The organism is Duganella sp. (assembly GCF_039595735.1).
Lineage (GTDB): Bacteria > Pseudomonadota > Gammaproteobacteria > Burkholderiales > Burkholderiaceae_D > Rugamonas.
The window spans coordinates 106,185-122,774 of sequence record NZ_JBCNLB010000018.1 but is presented as its reverse complement, the minus strand read 5'-3'; the positions used below and the strand labels follow the sequence as shown (position 1 = coordinate 122,774).

The following is a 16,590-nucleotide window of genomic DNA, read 5'->3' as shown; positions in this document are numbered from 1 at the left end:
CGTTCGGACTTGTAAAATGAAACAGGCAGGGGCACCTATCTGACCCACGGGCTCAATGGCCCAGACTCTGATCGGCATCTCCCTGCCTGACCACTTCTGCACCTTGATTATCCAAGGGTGACGCGGCGTGTTCAATATACGAGCTCTGACATTCGGACACGCGGCGCGCACCTTTGATGCAGCTCAACGCATCCTATCGTATCGTTGCTTCAGTCTGCGCCGCCCCCATCGATGAAATGGCCCTCATTTCAGTCGGCAGTTCTTGATCTACCTCAAAGATTGGCTCTCGATGTCCGAATGTCAGAGCTGACCCCGAATAAAAAAAACCGCCTCGGAGAGGCGGTTGAAGTATTACCCAAGGAGTTCCCTTACTACGATACTGCTTGCTGCTGCTTACTGCTGGCGGCGGCGCGCGACGGCGCCTACCATGACGAGGCCGGCGAGCAGCATGGCGTAGGTTTCCGGTTCCGGAACCGCTGCCGCAATGCTCGACGAGCCAAACTCCACACGCAGGCCGGTCGGGTTGCCGCCGTTCTGCGCCCAATTGGTGACCACAAAGTCCAGCGTGTTGACGCCGGCCACAAAGCCGCCCTGGGCGCCAAAACTGGTCCAGTCGGTAAAGCCGGTGGCGCTGCCAATGACGTTGTTGTTCAGCTTGACCACCACCGCGTTGTCCGCCGCCAGCCGGCCCGTGAAGGCGGCGCTGGCTGCGTTGTAGCCGCTCAGGTCGAACGACAGCGTATAGGTGTAGGTGCCGGCGCTGGACGGGTCAAAGCTTTCGCCCTGGCTGGCCGTCGGCGTGATCCACTTCGATACGCCGTCGTTGGCCAGCCATGGGCCGATCGGCCATTGGCTGTCGTAGGTGATGACCGGGACGCTGCTGACGCCCGAATTCAGGCTGTAGTTGCTGTCGGCCTGGCCGCTGATGCCCAAACCAGTGTTTTTCAAGCCGGTGATGCTGGCAGCGTGGACGGAACTGAATGCGGTGAGCGCCAGTACGGCGACAGCGATGAGATTGCGTTGCATGAGAGCCTCTAAAAAAGTGGGTTAGCGTGTCAGCCAGCATCGATGGGGATGCCTGGATTTCATCGAACCGTTTTTTAGGGCGTCGAAAGGAAGGTGCTGTTGCTGATAATTATAACGAGGTTTTACGGAAAATGCTCATGTGCATTTAAATTTCTTTAAGGCACATGAGCGTTTGCCACATCCTTAATGCTGTTTGCGACGGCGCGCTACCGCGCCCACCAGCGCCAGGCCGCCCAGCAGCATGCCGTAGGTGGCTGGTTCAGGGACGGCGCTCACGCTCGACGATTCGAATTCCACGCGCAAGCCGGTCGGGTTGCCGCCGCTCAGCTGATCATTGGTGACCACGAATTCCAGTGTGTTCAGGCCGGCCACGAAGCCGCTGCCGGCGCCAAAATCGTACCAGCTTTGGAAGCCCTGCCCGCTGCCGATGGTGGTGCCATTCAGCTTGACGATCACCGAGTTGTCCGCCGCCAGCCGGCCGTCGAACACGGCAGTGGCCGCGTTGTAACCGGCCAGGTTGAATTTCAGGGTGTAGGTGTAAATGCCGTCAGCCGCAGGGTCCAGCGATTGGCCCTGGGTGGCGGTTGGCGTGATCCATTTGGAGGTGTCGGTATTGACCAGCCAGGTGCCATCCACCGGCCAGATGTTGTTGGTGGTGATGGTCGGCACGCTGCCGCCCACGCTGGTCGAGCTGAAGGTGTAGTGCGTTTCCGCTGTGCCCTCGTCACCCAGGCCGGTGTTGTACAGACCGTTGATGGTGTCGGCGTGTGCCGCCGACAGGCTGGCCAGAGCCAGTGCTGCAGCAAAGATCGTGTGCTTCATGTGTACCCCATTTTATTAGTATGAATCCGGAGCGCCCCACTGAACTGCCAGCCGTTTTCCTGGCGCGGGAAAACAAAAAACGGCCGGGGTCGATTATAACGAACCCGGCCGCACTTGTGAGCATATTTATAATTGATGTGTTTTACATGCAACAATCGTTAGCTATTGAACAGCTTTCCTTCGTCCGCCAGCTTCAGCAGCAGCGGCGCCGGCTGCCACGCCTGCCCCTGATGCCCTTTGGCGTACTTGTTGATGGCCGCCAGCACATTCGGCAGGCCGACCGTGTCGGCGTAGAACATCGGACCGCCACGGTAGAGCGGGAAGCCGTAGCCGGTCAGATAGACCATGTCGATGTCCGAGGCGCGCAGCGCAATGCCCTCTTCCAGGATCAGCGCGCCTTCGTTCACCAGCGAGTACACCAGCCGCTCGACGATTTCCTCATCGCTGATCTTGCGGCGGGTAATGCCCAGGTCGGCCGAATGCTTGACGATCATGGCGTTCACTGCTTCATTCGGATAGGCCTTGCGGTCGCCAGCCTTGTAGTCATACCAGCCGCCGCCGGTTTTCTGGCCGTAACGGCCCATTTCACACAGCAGGTCGGCGGTTTTTGAGTAGCTGATCTCCGGTTTCTCGACGTAACGGCGCTTGCGGATGGCCCAGCCGATGTCGTTGCCGGCCAGGTCGCCCATGCGGAACGGGCCCATGGCGAAGCCAAACTTCTCGGCGGCCTTGTCGACCTGCTCCGGCAGCGCGCCTTCTTCCAGCAGGAAGCCGGCCTGGCGGCTGTACTGCTCGATCATGCGATTGCCGATGAAGCCGTCACACACGCCCGATACCACGCCGGTTTTCTTCAGTTTTTTGGACAGCGCCAATGCGGTGGCCAGCACGTCCTTGGCGGTTTCCTTGCCGCGCACGATTTCCAACAGCTTCATCACATTGGCCGGCGAGAAGAAGTGGGTGCCGATCACGTCCTGCGGACGCCTGGTGAAGGCGGCAATCTTGTCGACGTCCAGCGTGGAGGTGTTGGTGGCCACGATGGCGCCCGGCTTCATTACCTCGTCCAGCTTGCGGAACACGGCTTCCTTGACGCCCAGTTCTTCAAACACGGCTTCCACCACGATGTCGGCCTGGCCGATATCGTCGTAGGACAGCGTGCTGCTCAACAGGCTCATGCGCTGGTCCAGTTTTTCCTGGGTCAGCTTGCCCTTCTTCAGGCTGCTTTCGTAATTCTTGCGGATGGTGGCGATGCCCTTGTCCAGCGCTTCCTGCCTGGTTTCCAGCAGCTTGACCGGGATGCCGGCGTTGAGGAAGTTCATGGCGATGCCGCCGCCCATCATGCCGGCGCCGATCACGGCCGCCGATTTGATGCTGCGCACCGGCGTATCGGCCGGCACGTCCGGCACCTTGCTGGCCACGCGCTCGGCAAAGAAGGCGTGGCGCAGCGCTTTCGATTCGGTGGTCTGGATCAGGTGCATAAAGCGTTCGCGCTCGAATTTCATGCCGTCTTCAAATTTCATGGTAACCGAGGCGGCCACGGTTTCCACGCATTCCAGCGGCGCCGGGAACGGGCCGGCCATGGCCTTGACGGTGTTGCGCGAGAATTGCAGGAAGGCTTCGTGGTTCGGGTAGTCGACCTTGCGGTCGCGCACTTTCGGCAGCGGCCGCACGTCGGCAATCTTTTCAGCAAACGCCACCGCCGATTGCACGATGTCGGCATCGGCGGCAAACAGTTCATCAAACAGCGCCGGCAGCTTTTCCGACGAGACCGGATTGCCCGAGACGATCATGTTGAGCGCCGGCTCCAGGCCCAGCACGCGCGGCAGACGCTGGGTGCCGCCGGCGCCCGGCAGCAGGCCCAGCTTCACTTCCGGCAGCGCGATTTGCGCGCCCGGCAGCGCCACGCGGTAGTGACAGCCCAGCGACAGCTCCAGCCCGCCGCCCATGCAGACGGTGTGGATGGCGGCTACTACCGGCTTGCTCGAATTTTCCGCGGTGGCGATCAGGGTGTGCAGGCTGGGTTCCTGCAGCGCTTTGGGCGTGTTGAATTCCTTGATGTCGGCGCCGCCCGAGAAGGCCTTGCCGGCGCCGGTGATGACGATAGCCTTGACCGCATCGTCGGCCAACGCCTGCTGGATGCCCTTGACGGCCGCCGTGCGGGTGACCAGGCCCATGCCGTTGACCGGCGGATTGTTCAGCGTGATGACGGCAACCGCGCCGCGCACTTGGTATTCAGCAGTCATGTCTCTTCCTTGTTCTTGGTTGGAATGCTAACTCACTTACTATACCGCATAAAAAGAACGATCGTGTTATTTTTTTTGCTGCAGTGCCGCCGCTTTTGAAAGCGGCGGCAGCGCTTTGCAATGCGGAGAATTGGCTCAGCAGTTGTCGCTTACAGAGTACATTTTATGGAGCTGCTCTTGCTTCCATTTTGAATACCGGAAATAATCAGTTCACACCGCGCATATTCCCCATCCCCGAATATCCAAGTAAATTCTCTCTAAATATCACACCTATGGGTATTTAGTATCTCTTACAACATACAGGGACTCTCATGAACGCTCCGAGCCAGGTAATCCAGACGCAGGATGTAGAACTCCAAGCTATCCACGCAGCACTCAACCGTGTGCAAGCGGTTATCGAGTTCGACCTGGAAGGCAGGATTTTGCACGCGAATGACAATTTCCTGCGCGTGCTGGGTTATTCGCTGGGTGAAGTCCAGGGCCGTCACCACTCCATGTTCTGTGAGGCCGCGTATGCCGCCTCGCCGGCCTACAAACAGTTCTGGGGCCGTCTGGCCAACGGCGAATTCGAGCAAGGTGAATACAAGCGGGTCGCCAAGGATGGCCGCGAAGTGTGGATTAATGCCTCGTACAACCCGGTGATGGACGCCGACGGCAAACCGTACAAGATCATCAAGTTCGCCACCGACGTCACCGCCAACCGCACGCGCAATGCCGAATACGAAGGCAAGGTCAGCGCCATCAGCAAGGCCCAGGCGGTGATCGAATTCGACATGCAGGGCCATGTACTTACCGCTAACGATAATTTCCTGGAGGTTATGGGCTATTATCTCGACGATATAAAAGGCGAGCATCACCGCATGTTTTGCGATCCGGATTACGCCGCCAGTGCAGAATATAAACGGTTCTGGCAAAAATTGAATCGTGGCGAATTCGACAGCGGCCGTTATAAGCGCCTTGGCAACAACAAAAAGACGGTCTGGATACAAGCCACTTATAATCCCATTCTCGATTTAAATGGCAAACCATATAAAATAGTCAAATACGCAAGCGATATTACCGCCCAGGTGGAGCTGGAAGAGTCGGTGGCCGCCAAGGCCAAGTCGGACGGCGAAAAGATCGCCCGCCTGCTGGAGTCGGTGGCACGCGCCGCCAACGGCGACCTGACCAGCAAGATCACGGTGGAAGGCAGCGAGCCGCTGGACCAGCTGGCCGAGGGCATCAGCAAGATGACTGCCGACCTGCGCAAGGTGATCAGCGACGTGGTGATGTCCGCCAGCGGTCTGGCCGACGCCTCCACCACCATTGCCGAGCGTTCCAACGGCGTGGCGGTCGGCACCCAGGCGCTGGGCGCCACGGTGGAGGAAATGAATGCCTCCATCGACGGCCTGACCAGCTCGATCAACTCCATTGCCAACAACACCTCGGACGCCGACGCCATGGCCAAGTCCACCCAGCACGAGGCGGAAGTGGGCGCCAAGGCGGTGGCCAAGTCGATCGAGGCCATGGACCTGATCAACCGCTCGTCGGAAGATATCGGCGAAATCGTCAAGGTCATCAGCGACATCGCCAACCAGACCAATATGCTGGCCTTCAACGCCGCCATCGAGGCGGCGCGCGCCGGCGAGCACGGCCTGGGCTTCTCGGTGGTGGCGGACGAGGTGCGCAAGCTGGCCGAGCGCTCCTCGCAGGCGACCAAGGAGATTTCCAAGCTGATCAACGAATCGGTCAAGCGCGTCTCGGCAGGCAGCGAGATTTCGCGCCAGGCCAGCGACGCCTTCGACAAGATCCTGGCCGGCGTGGTCAAGACCACCGAGGCGATTTCCGATATTTCCAAAGCCGCCAACGAGCAGTTGCTGACGGCGCGCGAAGTCAGCACCGCGGTGCAGTACATTGCCGAGGAAGCCGAGAAGTCGGCCGCCGCCTGCGACAGCATCGCCCGCTCGACCGAGGGACTGAACCAGCGCGCCGGCGATCTGAATAAAACCGTGTCCGGCTTCGCGGTGTAAGCATGGAAGTCGGCGGCATTACCCCGGCCACCCTGACCGCGCTGATTGCGCTGGTGCGCAAGCATACCGGCATCGCCATGAGCGAACGCAAGAGCGTGCTGCTGGAGCGGCGTCTGCGCCCGCGCGTGCAGGCGCTCAAGCTCGGCAGCTATCAAGCCTACCTGGACAAGGTGGAGCAGGACCGCGCCGAAGTCCCGCACTTCATCGATCTGGTGACCACCAACGACACCCTGTTCTTCCGCACCCAGCAGGTGTGGGATTACGTCGAGCAGGAATTCCTGCCGCAGTGGTGGCAGGCCCATCCGGGCCAGCGCCTGAAGATCTGGTCGGCGGCCGCCTCCAGCGGCGAAGAACTGTATTCGATGGCCATGTTGTGCGAAGAGTTTGGCGCCGGCCATCCCGGGTTCGCCTACCAGATCCATGCGACCGATATTTCGCAGCAAATTCTGGCACTGGCACGCGATGGCCAGTACACGGGCCGTTCCGTGGAACGTATCCAGGAGACCCATCCCGAGTGGGTCAAGAAATACTTCCGCCCCAGCGCCAACGGCCTGCGGGTGGTCGATGCACTGAAGAAGAACGTGGAGTTGGCCCAGCATAACTTGCTGACTCCGCTCAAGCCGGCCCGCCAGTTTGACCTGGTATTCCTGCGCAATGTGTTGATTTATTTCGACCAGGAACACCAGCACACCATCCTGCAGCAGGCCCGCCTGAGCATGGCGTCCCACGCCATCATGATTGTGGGGGAATCGGAATCGATCTCAGGCCGGAATACCGCCTACCAGCTCGACCGGCCGATGATTTATCGAATGGAATAAAAGGCGGTCATCATGCAGGCGACATTATTCGCTACTCCCATCCAGCCGGCCAGCGTGCCCTGGGGCGACAACCACGCTGACGAATTCATCGCGCCGCCGGGCGCGCCGCAGCAGGTGGCCATGGGTCAGTTGAAGGTGGGCACGCATGCCGGGCATCTGCAGGCGCTGCTGGGTTCCTGCGTCGGCATCGCCTTCATCTGGAAAAAACAGCGCCGCTGCGCGCTGGCGCATTGTCTGTTGCCCGAGTGCGAGCAAGCCAACAACGAGCTGGGCGCGCGCTATGTCAGCCAGGCCGTGCCCTCGCTGCTGCGCCTGATCGGCGCCACCGAGGCCGATTATGCCGATATCGAAGTGGTGCTGGCTGGCGGCGCGACCATGCTCAATGGCTGCTCCAGCCGCTTCCAGATCGGCCAGCAAAATGCCGATGCGGCGCGCCGGCACCTGCGCAAATATGGCTTGCACGTCAGCTACTGCCGCGTCGGCGGCAAAAGCGGCCGCACCATGAACATCGATTGCGCCACCTGTGAATATACCGTGCAGGAAATCTCCCCTTCCTCGCGTACTGGAGTTGCCCATGCCTGATGCGTCCGCCGTCTCGTGCACCGAGTTGTTTGGTTCCTTCGTGTTGGGCAGCGACGAGTTCGCCCTGCCCGCCAGCTGCTTCCGCGAGGTGGTGAATTATCCGGACAAGGTGTCGGCCCTGCCGCTGTCGCCGCGCTTCCTGGAAGGCGTGTTCACCTTGCGCGGCAGCGTGATCCCGGTGGTCAACCTGGGCCGGGTGTTCAATCCCGCGGCGCGCGCCGCGCAGCCAACCGACAAGATCGCCATCCTGGATTACCAGGGCGTGCTGGTCGGCATCCTGTTTGATGCCACCGGCGAGATCCTGCGCGTGCGCCCGGAACAGCGCAGCACGCTGACCTACGCCGATGGCGAAAAGCGCGGTGTCGTGGCCGGCACCATCCTGCTCGATCATGGCACGCGGCTGGTGCAGGTGCTGGATGCCGATGCGCTGGTGCGGATCGAAAACGTGCCGCAGGTGCTGGCGCTGCAAGCCCATGACCGGCGCGCGCGCCGCCAGCATGGCGAACGGCGCCAGTGCGTCAGCTTCCGCGTCGGCGCGTCCTCGTTTGCGTTCGAGATGGCGGCGATCCAGGAAATCATCCGCGTGCCGGAGTTGCAGCCTTCCATACTGAACAGCGCACTGTGCCTGGGCCGCATTAACTTCCGCGGCAGCCCGGTGGCGGTGGTGGATTTTGCCACCCTGCTCAACGCCGGTGGCGGCGAGCGCGTGGCAACACCCGACCAGCGCATCATCGTGGCCCGCATCGATGACGCCACCATCGGTTTCCTGGTTGATTCAGTCGATAACATCGTCAATTTTTACAGCGAAGAGATCATGCCGATTCCCATGCTGAGCAAGGCGCGCGCCGGCATGTTTGGCGGCTGCCTGTCCAAGCCTGAGCTGGGCGACATTTTCTTCCTCGACCACAGGCAGATTTTCTCCAGCAACGAAATCAGGGAAATGCGCAGCGGCCACGCCAACCTGTATCCCAAGGACCAGGCGCAAGTGGCAAAGAACGAGCAACGCGACGCCCGCCGCGGCCAGCGCAAGGTCTACATCACCTTCGCGCTGGAAAACAGCTACGCGGTGGAAATCAAGCAGGTGCGCGAGATCATCGACCTGAGCGTGGGCGAGATCACCCGTCCGCCCGGCCTGCCGGCCTTCATGCGCGGCATGCTCAACCTGCGCAAGCAGATGGTGACCGTGATCGACCTGCGCGGCCTGTACCAGATGCCGCCGCTGGCGGACAACTCGCAATCGAAGATCCTGGTGGTCGAGCGCGGCGAGGAATGCTACGGCCTGCTGGTGGACGCGGTGGAAAACATCATGACCATCAACGACAACCGCCGCTTTGCGGCGCCCAAGATGATGCGCAATCCGGACGCCCACGGCGATCCGCGCGCCGAGATGGACGAGGTGATCGACATCGAGGTCGACGGCGACGCCCACCGCACGCTCAGCGTCTTCCAGTGCGAACGCCTGCTGGAACGGCTGGCCAGGGAGATCCCGGCGCTGGCGGCATAGGCCGTGGTGGAGTACAGTATGGCATTACTCATCTGGAGGTTTATCCATGCCTGTCTCGCGCCGCGCCATCGCCCTGTTGATTCCCTTGAGCCTGTTTGCCGCCAGCGCCTATGCGCTATCGCTGGCCGACCTCAGTAACAAGGACGCGTCCGGCGGCCTGAAGGCGGCGCTGGAAACCGGCTCGAACGCGGCGGTGGCCAAGCTGGGCGCCGACGGCGGCTTCCTCAACAACGACAAGGTGCGCATTCCGCTGCCCAAGATCCTGGAGCAGGCGCGGCCGATCCTGAAGATGACCGGCAAGGGCCAGCAGCTGGACGATCTGGTGGTACAGATGAACCACGCGGCCGAAGCGGCGGTGCCGATGGCCAAGCCGCTGTTGCTGGACGCCGTCAAGTCCATGAGCATCACTGATGCCAAGAACATCCTCACCGGCGGCGATACCTCGGTCACCGATTTCTTCCGCGGCAAAACCCAGGACAAGCTGGCCGTGCAATTCCTGCCGGTGGTGAAGAAAGTCACCGACAAATCCGGTCTGGCCACCAAATACAACACCGCCATGAGCCTGGCGCCGCAACTGGGTGTGCTGACCAAGGACCAGGCCACGGTGGAAGGCTATGTTACTCAGCGCGCGCTGGATGGCCTGTACACCATGATCGCGGAAGAGGAAAAAGCCATCCGCGCCGACCCGATCGGCACCGGCAGCAAGCTGATCGGCAAGGTATTCGGCGCCATCAAATAGCGCTTGTCAGGCGAGCCACTGCGGCTTAAGATGGGCTGCACCACGTTTTCCGCCGCCTGCGGCGGGAAAGCGATGACGACGCATCCGGCCTGACCTTGCAGCAGAAGATGCTGCGCTCCACCATCAGCCTGCAACCGGGCATCGGCGTGGCCGAGCTGGCCCGGCAGGAAACTGCGCGGACCGACCATGAGCGGCCACATCAAGGCGCTGGAAGCGCTCGACCTGGTCAAGCGCGATGCCCCAGATCCCGACGACCGCCGCCGCAGCGGCCTGCTGCTGAGTGCGCATGGAGCGGCGGTGCTGGCGGACATCCGTGAACGCCGGCGCGACTGGCTGGCGCGCCGCCTGACCGGATCGGGCGCGATCCTGGCGCAGCAGGTGCACGGCCGCGCCGCCAACGCCATGCTGTACCGCCACGCCATCGGCAACATCTTCAGCGCCGGCACCGTGCTGGTCGGCTTCGGCCTGCTGATGCATTATTTCCGGCCCGAACAACCGCTGGCGGCCAGCAGCCCGTCAGCACGTTAATCACGCGGGAAGCTGGTAGTCCCGGTATTGTTCGCGCAGCTTGTTTTTCTGGATCTTGCCGGTGCCGCCGACCGGCAAGGCGTCGGCAAACACCACATCGTCCGGCAACCACCACCTGGCCACCTTGCCGTCGAAATGCGCCAGCAGTTCCTCGCGCGTGACCGCACTGCCGGGACGGCGCACCACCACCAGCAGCGGCCGCTCGTCCCATTTCGGATGGGGCACACCGATGCAGGCCGCCTGCATCACACCTGGATGCGACATGGCGATGTTTTCCAGGTCGATGGTGCCGATCCACTCGCCGCCGGACTTGATGACATCCTTGGCGCGATCGGTAATCTGCATGAAGCCGTCCGGGTCGATGGTGGCCACGTCGCCGGTCGGGAACCAGCCGTTTTCCAGCACATCGCCGCCCTCGTTCTTGAAATAACTGGAAATAATCCACGGCCCTTTGACCAGCAGGCTGCCGGAGGTCTTGCCATCCCACGCCAGCTCCGCGCCCAGCTCGTCGACGATTTTCATGTCCACGCCGTAGATGGCGTGGCCCTGCTTCTGCAGGATTTTGCGCTGTTCTTCCTTCGGCAACTCCATGTGCCTGGACAGCAGACCGCCAGTGGTGCCCAGCGGCGACATTTCCGTCATGCCCCAGCCGTGGATGACCTCGACGCCAAAGTCATCGATCAGAGTGTTCATCATGGCCGGCGGGCAGGCCGAACCGCCAATCACGGTGCGGCGGAAGGTCGAGAACTTCAGCTGGTTCTGCAGGCAGTAATTGATCAGGCCCAGCCAGACGGTCGGCACACCGGCCGAGAAGGTCACGCGCTCCTTCTCCATCAGTTCGTAGACCGACTTGCCATCCAGCGCGGCGCCGGGAAACACCATCTTGGCGCCGGACAGCGGCACCGAATACGGCAAGCCCCAGGCGTTGACGTGGAACATCGGCACCACCGGCATCACCGAATCGCGCGACGACACGTTCAGCACGTTGGGCAAGGCCGAGGCGTACGCGTGCAACACCGTCGAACGATGCGAGTACAGCGCGCCTTTCGGGTTGCCGGTGGTGCCGGATGTGTAACAGAGTGTAGCGGCGGCATTCTCGTCAAACACCGGCCAGGCATAGTCGGCCGGCTGCGCGGCCAGCAAATCTTCGTAGCACAACAGCTTCGGAATCCGGGTGTCAGCCGGCATGCGGTCGGCCGCGCCAAGCAGTATCCAGCCTTTGACCGTCTTGCAGTGCGGCGCAATGGCCTCAATTAAGGGCAGGAAGCAGAAATCGAACAGCAGATACTGGTCTTCCGCATGATTGCAGATATAGGCCAGCTGTTCCGGATGCAGGCGCGGATTGATGGTATGCAGCACCGCCCCGCTGCCGGACACGGCGTAATACGCTTCCAGATGACGATAGCCGTTCCATGCCAGCGTCGCCACGCGTTCGCCCATCTGCACGCCCAGCGTTTGCAGCGCATTGGCCAGTTGTCTGGCGCGTTGATGGCAGTCATGGAAGGTGTAGCGGTGCAGATCGCCTTCCACGCGCTGCGAGACGATTTCGCTGTTGGCATAATGGCGCGCCGCAAACGCCAGGATGCTGGAAATGAGCAGCGGCTGATTCATCATCTGGCCCATCAGGGGAACTGGGGATGGCATGGGTGTCTCCGGTTGTTTTATAGACAAAGTTTCCGGCCCGCGCCGGAGCAGCGTCAATGCTTTTCGATGCTGCACCGCCGCATCCACGCACTGCGGTAAAATCACCGCTTAGCTAACCTGGAGCACATCATTACTGCCGCTAAACTGCCGTTGGACAATTCCTTCGCGTCCCTGCCGCCCGCGTTCTACACCCGCCTGATGCCGACTCCGCTGCCTGCGCCCTACCTGGTTGCGACCAGCGCGCCGGCGGCGAAGCTGATCGGGCTGCCGCCGGATCTGTCGGACAGCCTTGATATCCTGATCGGCAACGCCGTGCCTGAGCGCGCGCAGCCGCTGGCCGCCGTGTATTCCGGCCACCAGTTCGGCGTCTGGGCCGGCCAGCTGGGCGACGGCCGCGCCATCCTGTTTGGCGACGTTGCCACCAGCGCAGGCCCGATGGAGCTGCAATGGAAAGGCGCCGGCCTGACGCCGTACTCGCGCATGGGCGACGGCCGCGCCGTGCTGCGCTCCTCGATCCGTGAATTCCTGTGCTCGGAAGCCATGCATGCGCTCGGCATCCCGACCTCACGCGCGTTGTCGGTGGCCGGTTCCGACCAGGGCGTGGTGCGCGAAACCATCGAAACCGCCGCCGTGGTGGTCCGCATGGCGCCCTCGTTCGTGCGCTTCGGCTCGTTCGAGCACTGGTATTACCGCAAGCATACCGACCAGCTGAAGCAACTGGCCGACTACGTCATCGACCGCTTTTATCCGGCCCTGCGTCAGGCGGAAAACCCGTACGCCGCGCTGCTGGAAGAGGTCACGCGCCGCACCGCGCACATGATCGCGCACTGGCAGGCGGTCGGCTTCATGCATGGTGTGATGAACACCGACAATATGTCCATCCTCGGCCTGACCCTGGATTATGGGCCCTACGGTTTCATGGAAGCCTTCGATGCCAGCCACATCTGCAACCACACTGACCAGCAAGGCCGCTATTCCTACGCCAACCAGCCGCAGATCGGCCACTGGAACTGCTACGCACTGGCGCAGGCGCTGCTGCCGCTGATCGGGGAAGTCGAGCCGACCCAGGCCGCCTTGGACGTCTACCAGCCCGAGTTTGCCGCCAAAATCGACGCACTGCTGCACGCCAAACTCGGTCTCAGCCTGCTGGAACAACACTTCGACACCGACCGCGCGCTGTTTGACGACCTGTTTGCCATCCTGCCGGGCGTGGATTTCACCCTGTTCTTCCGCCGCCTGAGCGGCGTGCGCGCGGCCGACGCCAGTGGCGACGAACCGCTGCGCGACCTGTTCATCGACCGGCCGGCCTTTGACGCCTGGGCCGAACGCTACCGTGCACGCCTGCGTGCCGAAGCCAGCGACGACGCGGCGCGCACGCTTGCGATGAATCAAATCAACCCCAAATATGTGCTGCGAAACTATCTGGCCCAAGTCGCCATTGAAAAGGCGCAAAGTAAGGACTTTTCCGAGTTGGAACGGCTGTTGGCAGTGTTGCAGCGTCCCTACGATGAACAGACCGAGCACGAGCAGTACGCCGCCTTGCCCCCTGACTGGGCATCCCATCTTGAAGTGAGTTGTTCTTCTTAAGCGAGAAATAAGCCATGAGCAATAAAGTTGTCAAATCTGACGCCGAATGGCGCGCCCAACTGGACCCGATGGAATACCAAGTCACCCGCCACGCTGCCACCGAACGCGCCTTCACCGGCAAGTTCTGGGACCACCACGAGGCCGGCGTCTATACTTGCGTGTGCTGCAACACGCCGCTGTTCCGCTCCGACACCAAATTCGACTCCGGCTGCGGCTGGCCGAGCTATTTCGAACCGATCGATCCGGCCAACGTGATCGAAAAAGTCGACCGTTCCCATGGTATGCTGCGCACGGAAACCATCTGCGCCGTGTGCGACGCGCACCTGGGCCATGTATTCCCGGACGGCCCGCCGCCGACCGGCCTGCGTTACTGCATCAACTCTGCGTCACTGCGCTTCGACCCACAAGACTAATAAGACACCATGAAATTCCTGTTCGACATGATCCCGGTGCTGCTGTTCTTCGCCTCCTACAAGGTGGCCGGCAGCAACGCCGAGGCATCCCAGCACTTCATCAACACCTACCTGAGCGGCATGATTTCCGGCGGCTCGGTCACGCCGGAGCAGTCGCCGATCGTGATCGCCACCCTGATCGGCATCCTGGCCACCATGGCGCAAATCGGCTGGATCAAGGCGCGCGGGCGCAAGGTGGATGGCGTGTTGTGGGTGTCGCTGGCCATGTTTGTGGTGTTTGGCGGCCTGACCATCTACCTGCACGACGAGGATTTCATCAAATGGAAGCTGAGCATCGTCTACTGGCTGTTTGCCGTGGTGCTGCTGCTCAGCGACCTGCTGTTCAAAAAGAACCTGATGCGCCAGTCGATGAAGGAAATCATCGACTTGCCGGAACAGACCTGGTCGCGCCTGAATATGGCCTGGATCGCCTTCTTTACCTTCATGGGCGCGCTGAACTGGTATCTGGCGTTTGTTCTGTTTAAAGGCAATACCGATGCCTGGGTCAACTTTAAAGCGTTTGGCGCCACCGCCATCATGTTTGTGTTTATTGTCGCGCAAACGATTTATTTGTCGCGTCATTTGAAAGACCAGGCATGAACCGGATTCAGGATACCCGCATCGAACGCATGCGCGCCGCCTTCGAAGCCAGGCTGGCGCCCGTCGAGCTCGTCATTGACGACGACTCGGCGGCCCATGCCGGCCATGCCGGCGCCGCCTCTGGTGGCGGCCACTACAACGTCAGAATTGTTTCGTTACAATTCGAAGGCCTTAAACTCGTCACAAGACATCGACTCGTGTATGATTCTGTGCACGATATGATGCATAAAGAAATTCATGCATTGGCCATTACTGCCTTGGCTCCGTCCGAACTGTGATGTCCTATCGGCTTTTAAAATAATTGAAGACAAACACCTAGCCGTCCAAGCTAATTCGCTATAACTTTCCCCTGACAGGAATTAATAATGACTTTCAAGCCAGCCAAGTTGCTGATTGCACTCCTCGTTGTTGCTGTACCAGCTTTCGCACAAAACGTTGCCGTGGTTAATGGTAAGGCTATCCCGACCTCGCGCGTTGACGCGGTCGTCAAGCAAGTCGTGGCCCAGGGCCAGCAGCCTGATTCGCCGCAACTGCGCGAACTGATCAAGAAAGACCTGATCGGCCGCGAAGTCATGATGCAGGAAGCTGAAAAGCAAGGTTTTGGCAAAAACGCCGACGTCAAGGCAGCGCTGGAAAATGCCCGCCAGGCCATCATCATCAACGCCCTGGTCGCGGACTACGTGAAGAAAAACCCGGTGTCGGACGCCGACATCAAGGCTGAGTACGACCGTTTCGTAGCCCAGGCCGGCGACAAGGAATACCACGTGCGCCACATCCTGCTGGGCACCGAAGCGGAAGCCAACGACGTGATCGCCAAGATCAAGGGCGGCGCCAAGTTCGAAGACCTGGCCAAGCAGTCGAAAGACACCGGCTCGGCAGCCAATGGCGGCGATCTGGACTGGGCCTCGCCGTCGTCCTTCCCGCCAGTGTTCGCACAGGCTTTCACCGCCCTGCAAAAAGGCCAGGTGACCGAGAAGCCAGTGCAAACCCCGAACGGTTTCCACGTGATCAAGGTCGACGACATCCGTCAGGCCAAGCTGCCTACCCTGGAAGAAGTGAAGCCACAAGTGGCCGAAGCCCTGACCCAGAAAAAACTGCAAGCCTACCAGGAAGAACTGGTAAAGAAAGCAAAAGTGCAGTAATGTTATGAAAGGCGGCGCCCTGCGGGGCGCCGTTTTTGATTCTGCGTTGGTATCATGCACCTTCAGAGTGTAATTTTTTAAGGATTTAAATAATGATGTTGAAGCCAGCCCGCCTGATGTTAGCCCTGATCGCTGTCGCGGCAGCACCAGCTTTCGCGCAGAACGTTGCGACCGTCAATGGCAAGGCCATTCCCGCCGCCAAGGTTGATCAAATGGTGAAACAAGTTGTGGCACAAGGCCAGCAGCCAGATTCGCCGCAATTGCGTGAAGCCGTTAAAAAAGAACTGATCGGCCGTGAAGTTCTGCTGCAGGAAGCGGATAAACAAGGCTACGGTAAAAAACCGGAAGTCAATGCCGCGATTGAAAATGCCCGTCAAAGCATTATCATCAACGCCATGCTGGCGGATTATGTGAAAAAGAATCCGGTAAAAGACGCCGAGATCCAAGCTGAATACGATAAATATAAAGCCGCTGTCGGCCCGACCGAATATCACTCGCGTCATATTCTGGTGGCCACCGAGCAGGAAGCCAAGGATATTATCGCCAAGCTGAAAGGCGGCGCCAAATTCGAAGATCTGGCCAAGGTATCGAAAGATCCAGGTTCGGGTGCGAATGGCGGCGATCTGGGCTGGATGACCCCAGGCAAACTGGTCAAACCATTCTCGGATGCGATGATCGCCCTGAAAAACGGTGAAATCACCCAGACCCCGGTGAAATCGGAATTCGGCTACCACGTCATCAAGCTGGAAGAATCCCGTCCAACCAAGTTCCCTTCGTTTGACGAGGTAAAAGGCCAGGTTGCTGAAGGCCTGCAACAGCGCAAGATCGTCGCCTACCGCGAAGAACTGCTGAAGAAAGCCAAGATCCAGTAAGCTGGTTCCCGCTCAGAGAGAAGCG

General features: G+C 60.6%; 16 protein-coding genes. 12 read left to right on the top strand and 4 right to left on the bottom strand.

All coding sequences use genetic code 11. The features are described from left to right. Positions 1–393: 393 nt before the first annotated feature. The 3 genes from ABDW57_RS23580 to ABDW57_RS23570 form a co-directional block, all read right to left on the bottom strand. Positions 394–1,026: a PEP-CTERM sorting domain-containing protein gene (locus ABDW57_RS23580; RefSeq protein ID WP_343732581.1), complete on the bottom strand. Its 633-nt coding sequence runs from the start codon at positions 1,024–1,026 to the stop codon at positions 394–396. A 183-nt stretch (positions 1,027–1,209) separates the two neighbouring features. Then, a complete protein-coding gene (locus ABDW57_RS23575; RefSeq protein ID WP_343732580.1) occupies positions 1,210–1,848 on the bottom strand; it encodes a PEP-CTERM sorting domain-containing protein in 639 nt (212 codons plus the stop codon). 158 nt (positions 1,849–2,006) lie between these two features. Beyond that, positions 2,007–4,088, bottom strand: a complete 2,082-nt coding sequence (locus ABDW57_RS23570) for a 3-hydroxyacyl-CoA dehydrogenase NAD-binding domain-containing protein (RefSeq protein WP_343732579.1) — start codon at positions 4,086–4,088, stop codon at positions 2,007–2,009. A 311-nt stretch (positions 4,089–4,399) separates the two neighbouring features. Here ABDW57_RS23570 and ABDW57_RS23565 point away from each other — a divergent pair, with 311 nt between their 5' ends. From ABDW57_RS23565 to ABDW57_RS23540, 6 genes are all read left to right on the top strand, one after another. After that, positions 4,400–6,097, top strand: coding sequence for a methyl-accepting chemotaxis protein (locus ABDW57_RS23565; RefSeq protein ID WP_343732578.1), 1,698 nt, complete (start codon positions 4,400–4,402; stop codon positions 6,095–6,097). Between the two features lie 2 nt (positions 6,098–6,099). Beyond that, complete coding sequence (locus ABDW57_RS23560) at positions 6,100–6,915, top strand: protein-glutamate O-methyltransferase CheR (protein ID WP_343732577.1); 816 nt, start codon at positions 6,100–6,102, stop codon at positions 6,913–6,915. Between the two features lie 12 nt (positions 6,916–6,927). After that, positions 6,928–7,497: a chemotaxis protein CheD gene (locus ABDW57_RS23555; RefSeq protein ID WP_343732576.1), complete on the top strand. Its 570-nt coding sequence runs from the start codon at positions 6,928–6,930 to the stop codon at positions 7,495–7,497. Then, a complete protein-coding gene (locus tag ABDW57_RS23550) occupies positions 7,490–9,001 on the top strand; it encodes a chemotaxis protein CheW (RefSeq protein ID WP_343732575.1) in 1,512 nt (503 codons plus the stop codon). Before ABDW57_RS23555 ends, ABDW57_RS23550 begins: the two co-directional genes overlap by 8 nt. 46 nt (positions 9,002–9,047) lie before the next feature. Then, the gene (locus ABDW57_RS23545; RefSeq protein ID WP_343732574.1) at positions 9,048–9,740 is read left to right on the top strand and encodes a DUF4197 domain-containing protein; all 693 of its coding nucleotides are present in this window, start codon (positions 9,048–9,050) and stop codon (positions 9,738–9,740) included. A 186-nt stretch (positions 9,741–9,926) separates the two neighbouring features. Continuing rightward, positions 9,927–10,268 (top strand): MarR family winged helix-turn-helix transcriptional regulator, encoded by a 342-nt coding sequence (locus tag ABDW57_RS23540; RefSeq protein ID WP_343732573.1) that lies wholly within the window; start codon positions 9,927–9,929, stop codon positions 10,266–10,268. Here the strand turns inward: ABDW57_RS23540 and ABDW57_RS23535 are convergent, their stop codons facing one another. Next, on the bottom strand, positions 10,269–11,912 hold the full coding sequence (locus ABDW57_RS23535) for a 3-(methylthio)propionyl-CoA ligase (protein WP_343732572.1): 1,644 nt from the start codon (positions 11,910–11,912) through the stop codon (positions 10,269–10,271). A 144-nt stretch (positions 11,913–12,056) separates the two neighbouring features. Between ABDW57_RS23535 and ABDW57_RS23530 the strand changes: the two genes are divergently transcribed. The 6 genes from ABDW57_RS23530 to ABDW57_RS23505 all read left to right on the top strand — a co-directional run bounded on the left by ABDW57_RS23530 (position 12,057) and on the right by ABDW57_RS23505 (position 16,565). Beyond that, positions 12,057–13,499 (top strand): YdiU family protein, encoded by a 1,443-nt coding sequence (locus tag ABDW57_RS23530; RefSeq protein WP_343732586.1) that lies wholly within the window; start codon positions 12,057–12,059, stop codon positions 13,497–13,499. Between the two features lie 14 nt (positions 13,500–13,513). Continuing rightward, on the top strand, positions 13,514–13,912 hold the full coding sequence (gene msrB, locus ABDW57_RS23525) for a peptide-methionine (R)-S-oxide reductase MsrB (RefSeq protein ID WP_343732571.1): 399 nt from the start codon (positions 13,514–13,516) through the stop codon (positions 13,910–13,912). Positions 13,913–13,921: 9 nt separating this feature from the next. Further along, positions 13,922–14,551 (top strand): septation protein A, encoded by a 630-nt coding sequence (locus ABDW57_RS23520; protein ID WP_343732570.1) that lies wholly within the window; start codon positions 13,922–13,924, stop codon positions 14,549–14,551. Then, a complete protein-coding gene (locus ABDW57_RS23515) occupies positions 14,548–14,829 on the top strand; it encodes a BolA family protein (RefSeq protein ID WP_343732569.1) in 282 nt (93 codons plus the stop codon). Before ABDW57_RS23520 ends, ABDW57_RS23515 begins: the two co-directional genes overlap by 4 nt. An 87-nt stretch (positions 14,830–14,916) precedes the next feature. Next, the gene (locus ABDW57_RS23510; RefSeq protein WP_343732568.1) at positions 14,917–15,693 is read left to right on the top strand and encodes a peptidyl-prolyl cis-trans isomerase; all 777 of its coding nucleotides are present in this window, start codon (positions 14,917–14,919) and stop codon (positions 15,691–15,693) included. Positions 15,694–15,785: 92 nt separating this feature from the next. Continuing rightward, entirely contained in the window at positions 15,786–16,565 is a 780-nt protein-coding gene (locus ABDW57_RS23505; RefSeq protein ID WP_343732567.1) for a peptidylprolyl isomerase, read from the top strand. Positions 16,566–16,590 lie beyond the last annotated feature (25 nt).

What these genes read in the sequence shown, in the direction of transcription:
- ABDW57_RS23515 (WP_343732569.1), top strand. Translation starts at nt 14,548, where the DNA reads ATGAACCGGATTCAGGATACCCGCATCGAACGCATGCGCGCCGCCTTC.
- ABDW57_RS23535 (WP_343732572.1), bottom strand. Translation starts at nt 11,912, where the DNA reads ATGCCATCCCCAGTTCCCCTGATGGGCCAGATGATGAATCAGCCGCTG.
- ABDW57_RS23505 (WP_343732567.1), top strand. Translation starts at nt 15,786, where the DNA reads ATGATGTTGAAGCCAGCCCGCCTGATGTTAGCCCTGATCGCTGTCGCG.
- ABDW57_RS23555 (WP_343732576.1), top strand. Translation starts at nt 6,928, where the DNA reads ATGCAGGCGACATTATTCGCTACTCCCATCCAGCCGGCCAGCGTGCCC.
- msrB (WP_343732571.1), top strand. Translation starts at nt 13,514, where the DNA reads ATGAGCAATAAAGTTGTCAAATCTGACGCCGAATGGCGCGCCCAACTG.
- ABDW57_RS23520 (WP_343732570.1), top strand. Translation starts at nt 13,922, where the DNA reads ATGAAATTCCTGTTCGACATGATCCCGGTGCTGCTGTTCTTCGCCTCC.
- ABDW57_RS23580 (WP_343732581.1), bottom strand. Translation starts at nt 1,026, where the DNA reads ATGCAACGCAATCTCATCGCTGTCGCCGTACTGGCGCTCACCGCATTC.
- ABDW57_RS23545 (WP_343732574.1), top strand. Translation starts at nt 9,048, where the DNA reads ATGCCTGTCTCGCGCCGCGCCATCGCCCTGTTGATTCCCTTGAGCCTG.
- ABDW57_RS23565 (WP_343732578.1), top strand. Translation starts at nt 4,400, where the DNA reads ATGAACGCTCCGAGCCAGGTAATCCAGACGCAGGATGTAGAACTCCAA.
- ABDW57_RS23540 (WP_343732573.1), top strand. Translation starts at nt 9,927, where the DNA reads ATGAGCGGCCACATCAAGGCGCTGGAAGCGCTCGACCTGGTCAAGCGC.
- ABDW57_RS23560 (WP_343732577.1), top strand. Translation starts at nt 6,100, where the DNA reads ATGGAAGTCGGCGGCATTACCCCGGCCACCCTGACCGCGCTGATTGCG.
- ABDW57_RS23575 (WP_343732580.1), bottom strand. Translation starts at nt 1,848, where the DNA reads ATGAAGCACACGATCTTTGCTGCAGCACTGGCTCTGGCCAGCCTGTCG.
- ABDW57_RS23550 (WP_343732575.1), top strand. Translation starts at nt 7,490, where the DNA reads ATGCCTGATGCGTCCGCCGTCTCGTGCACCGAGTTGTTTGGTTCCTTC.
- ABDW57_RS23510 (WP_343732568.1), top strand. Translation starts at nt 14,917, where the DNA reads ATGACTTTCAAGCCAGCCAAGTTGCTGATTGCACTCCTCGTTGTTGCT.
- ABDW57_RS23570 (WP_343732579.1), bottom strand. Translation starts at nt 4,088, where the DNA reads ATGACTGCTGAATACCAAGTGCGCGGCGCGGTTGCCGTCATCACGCTG.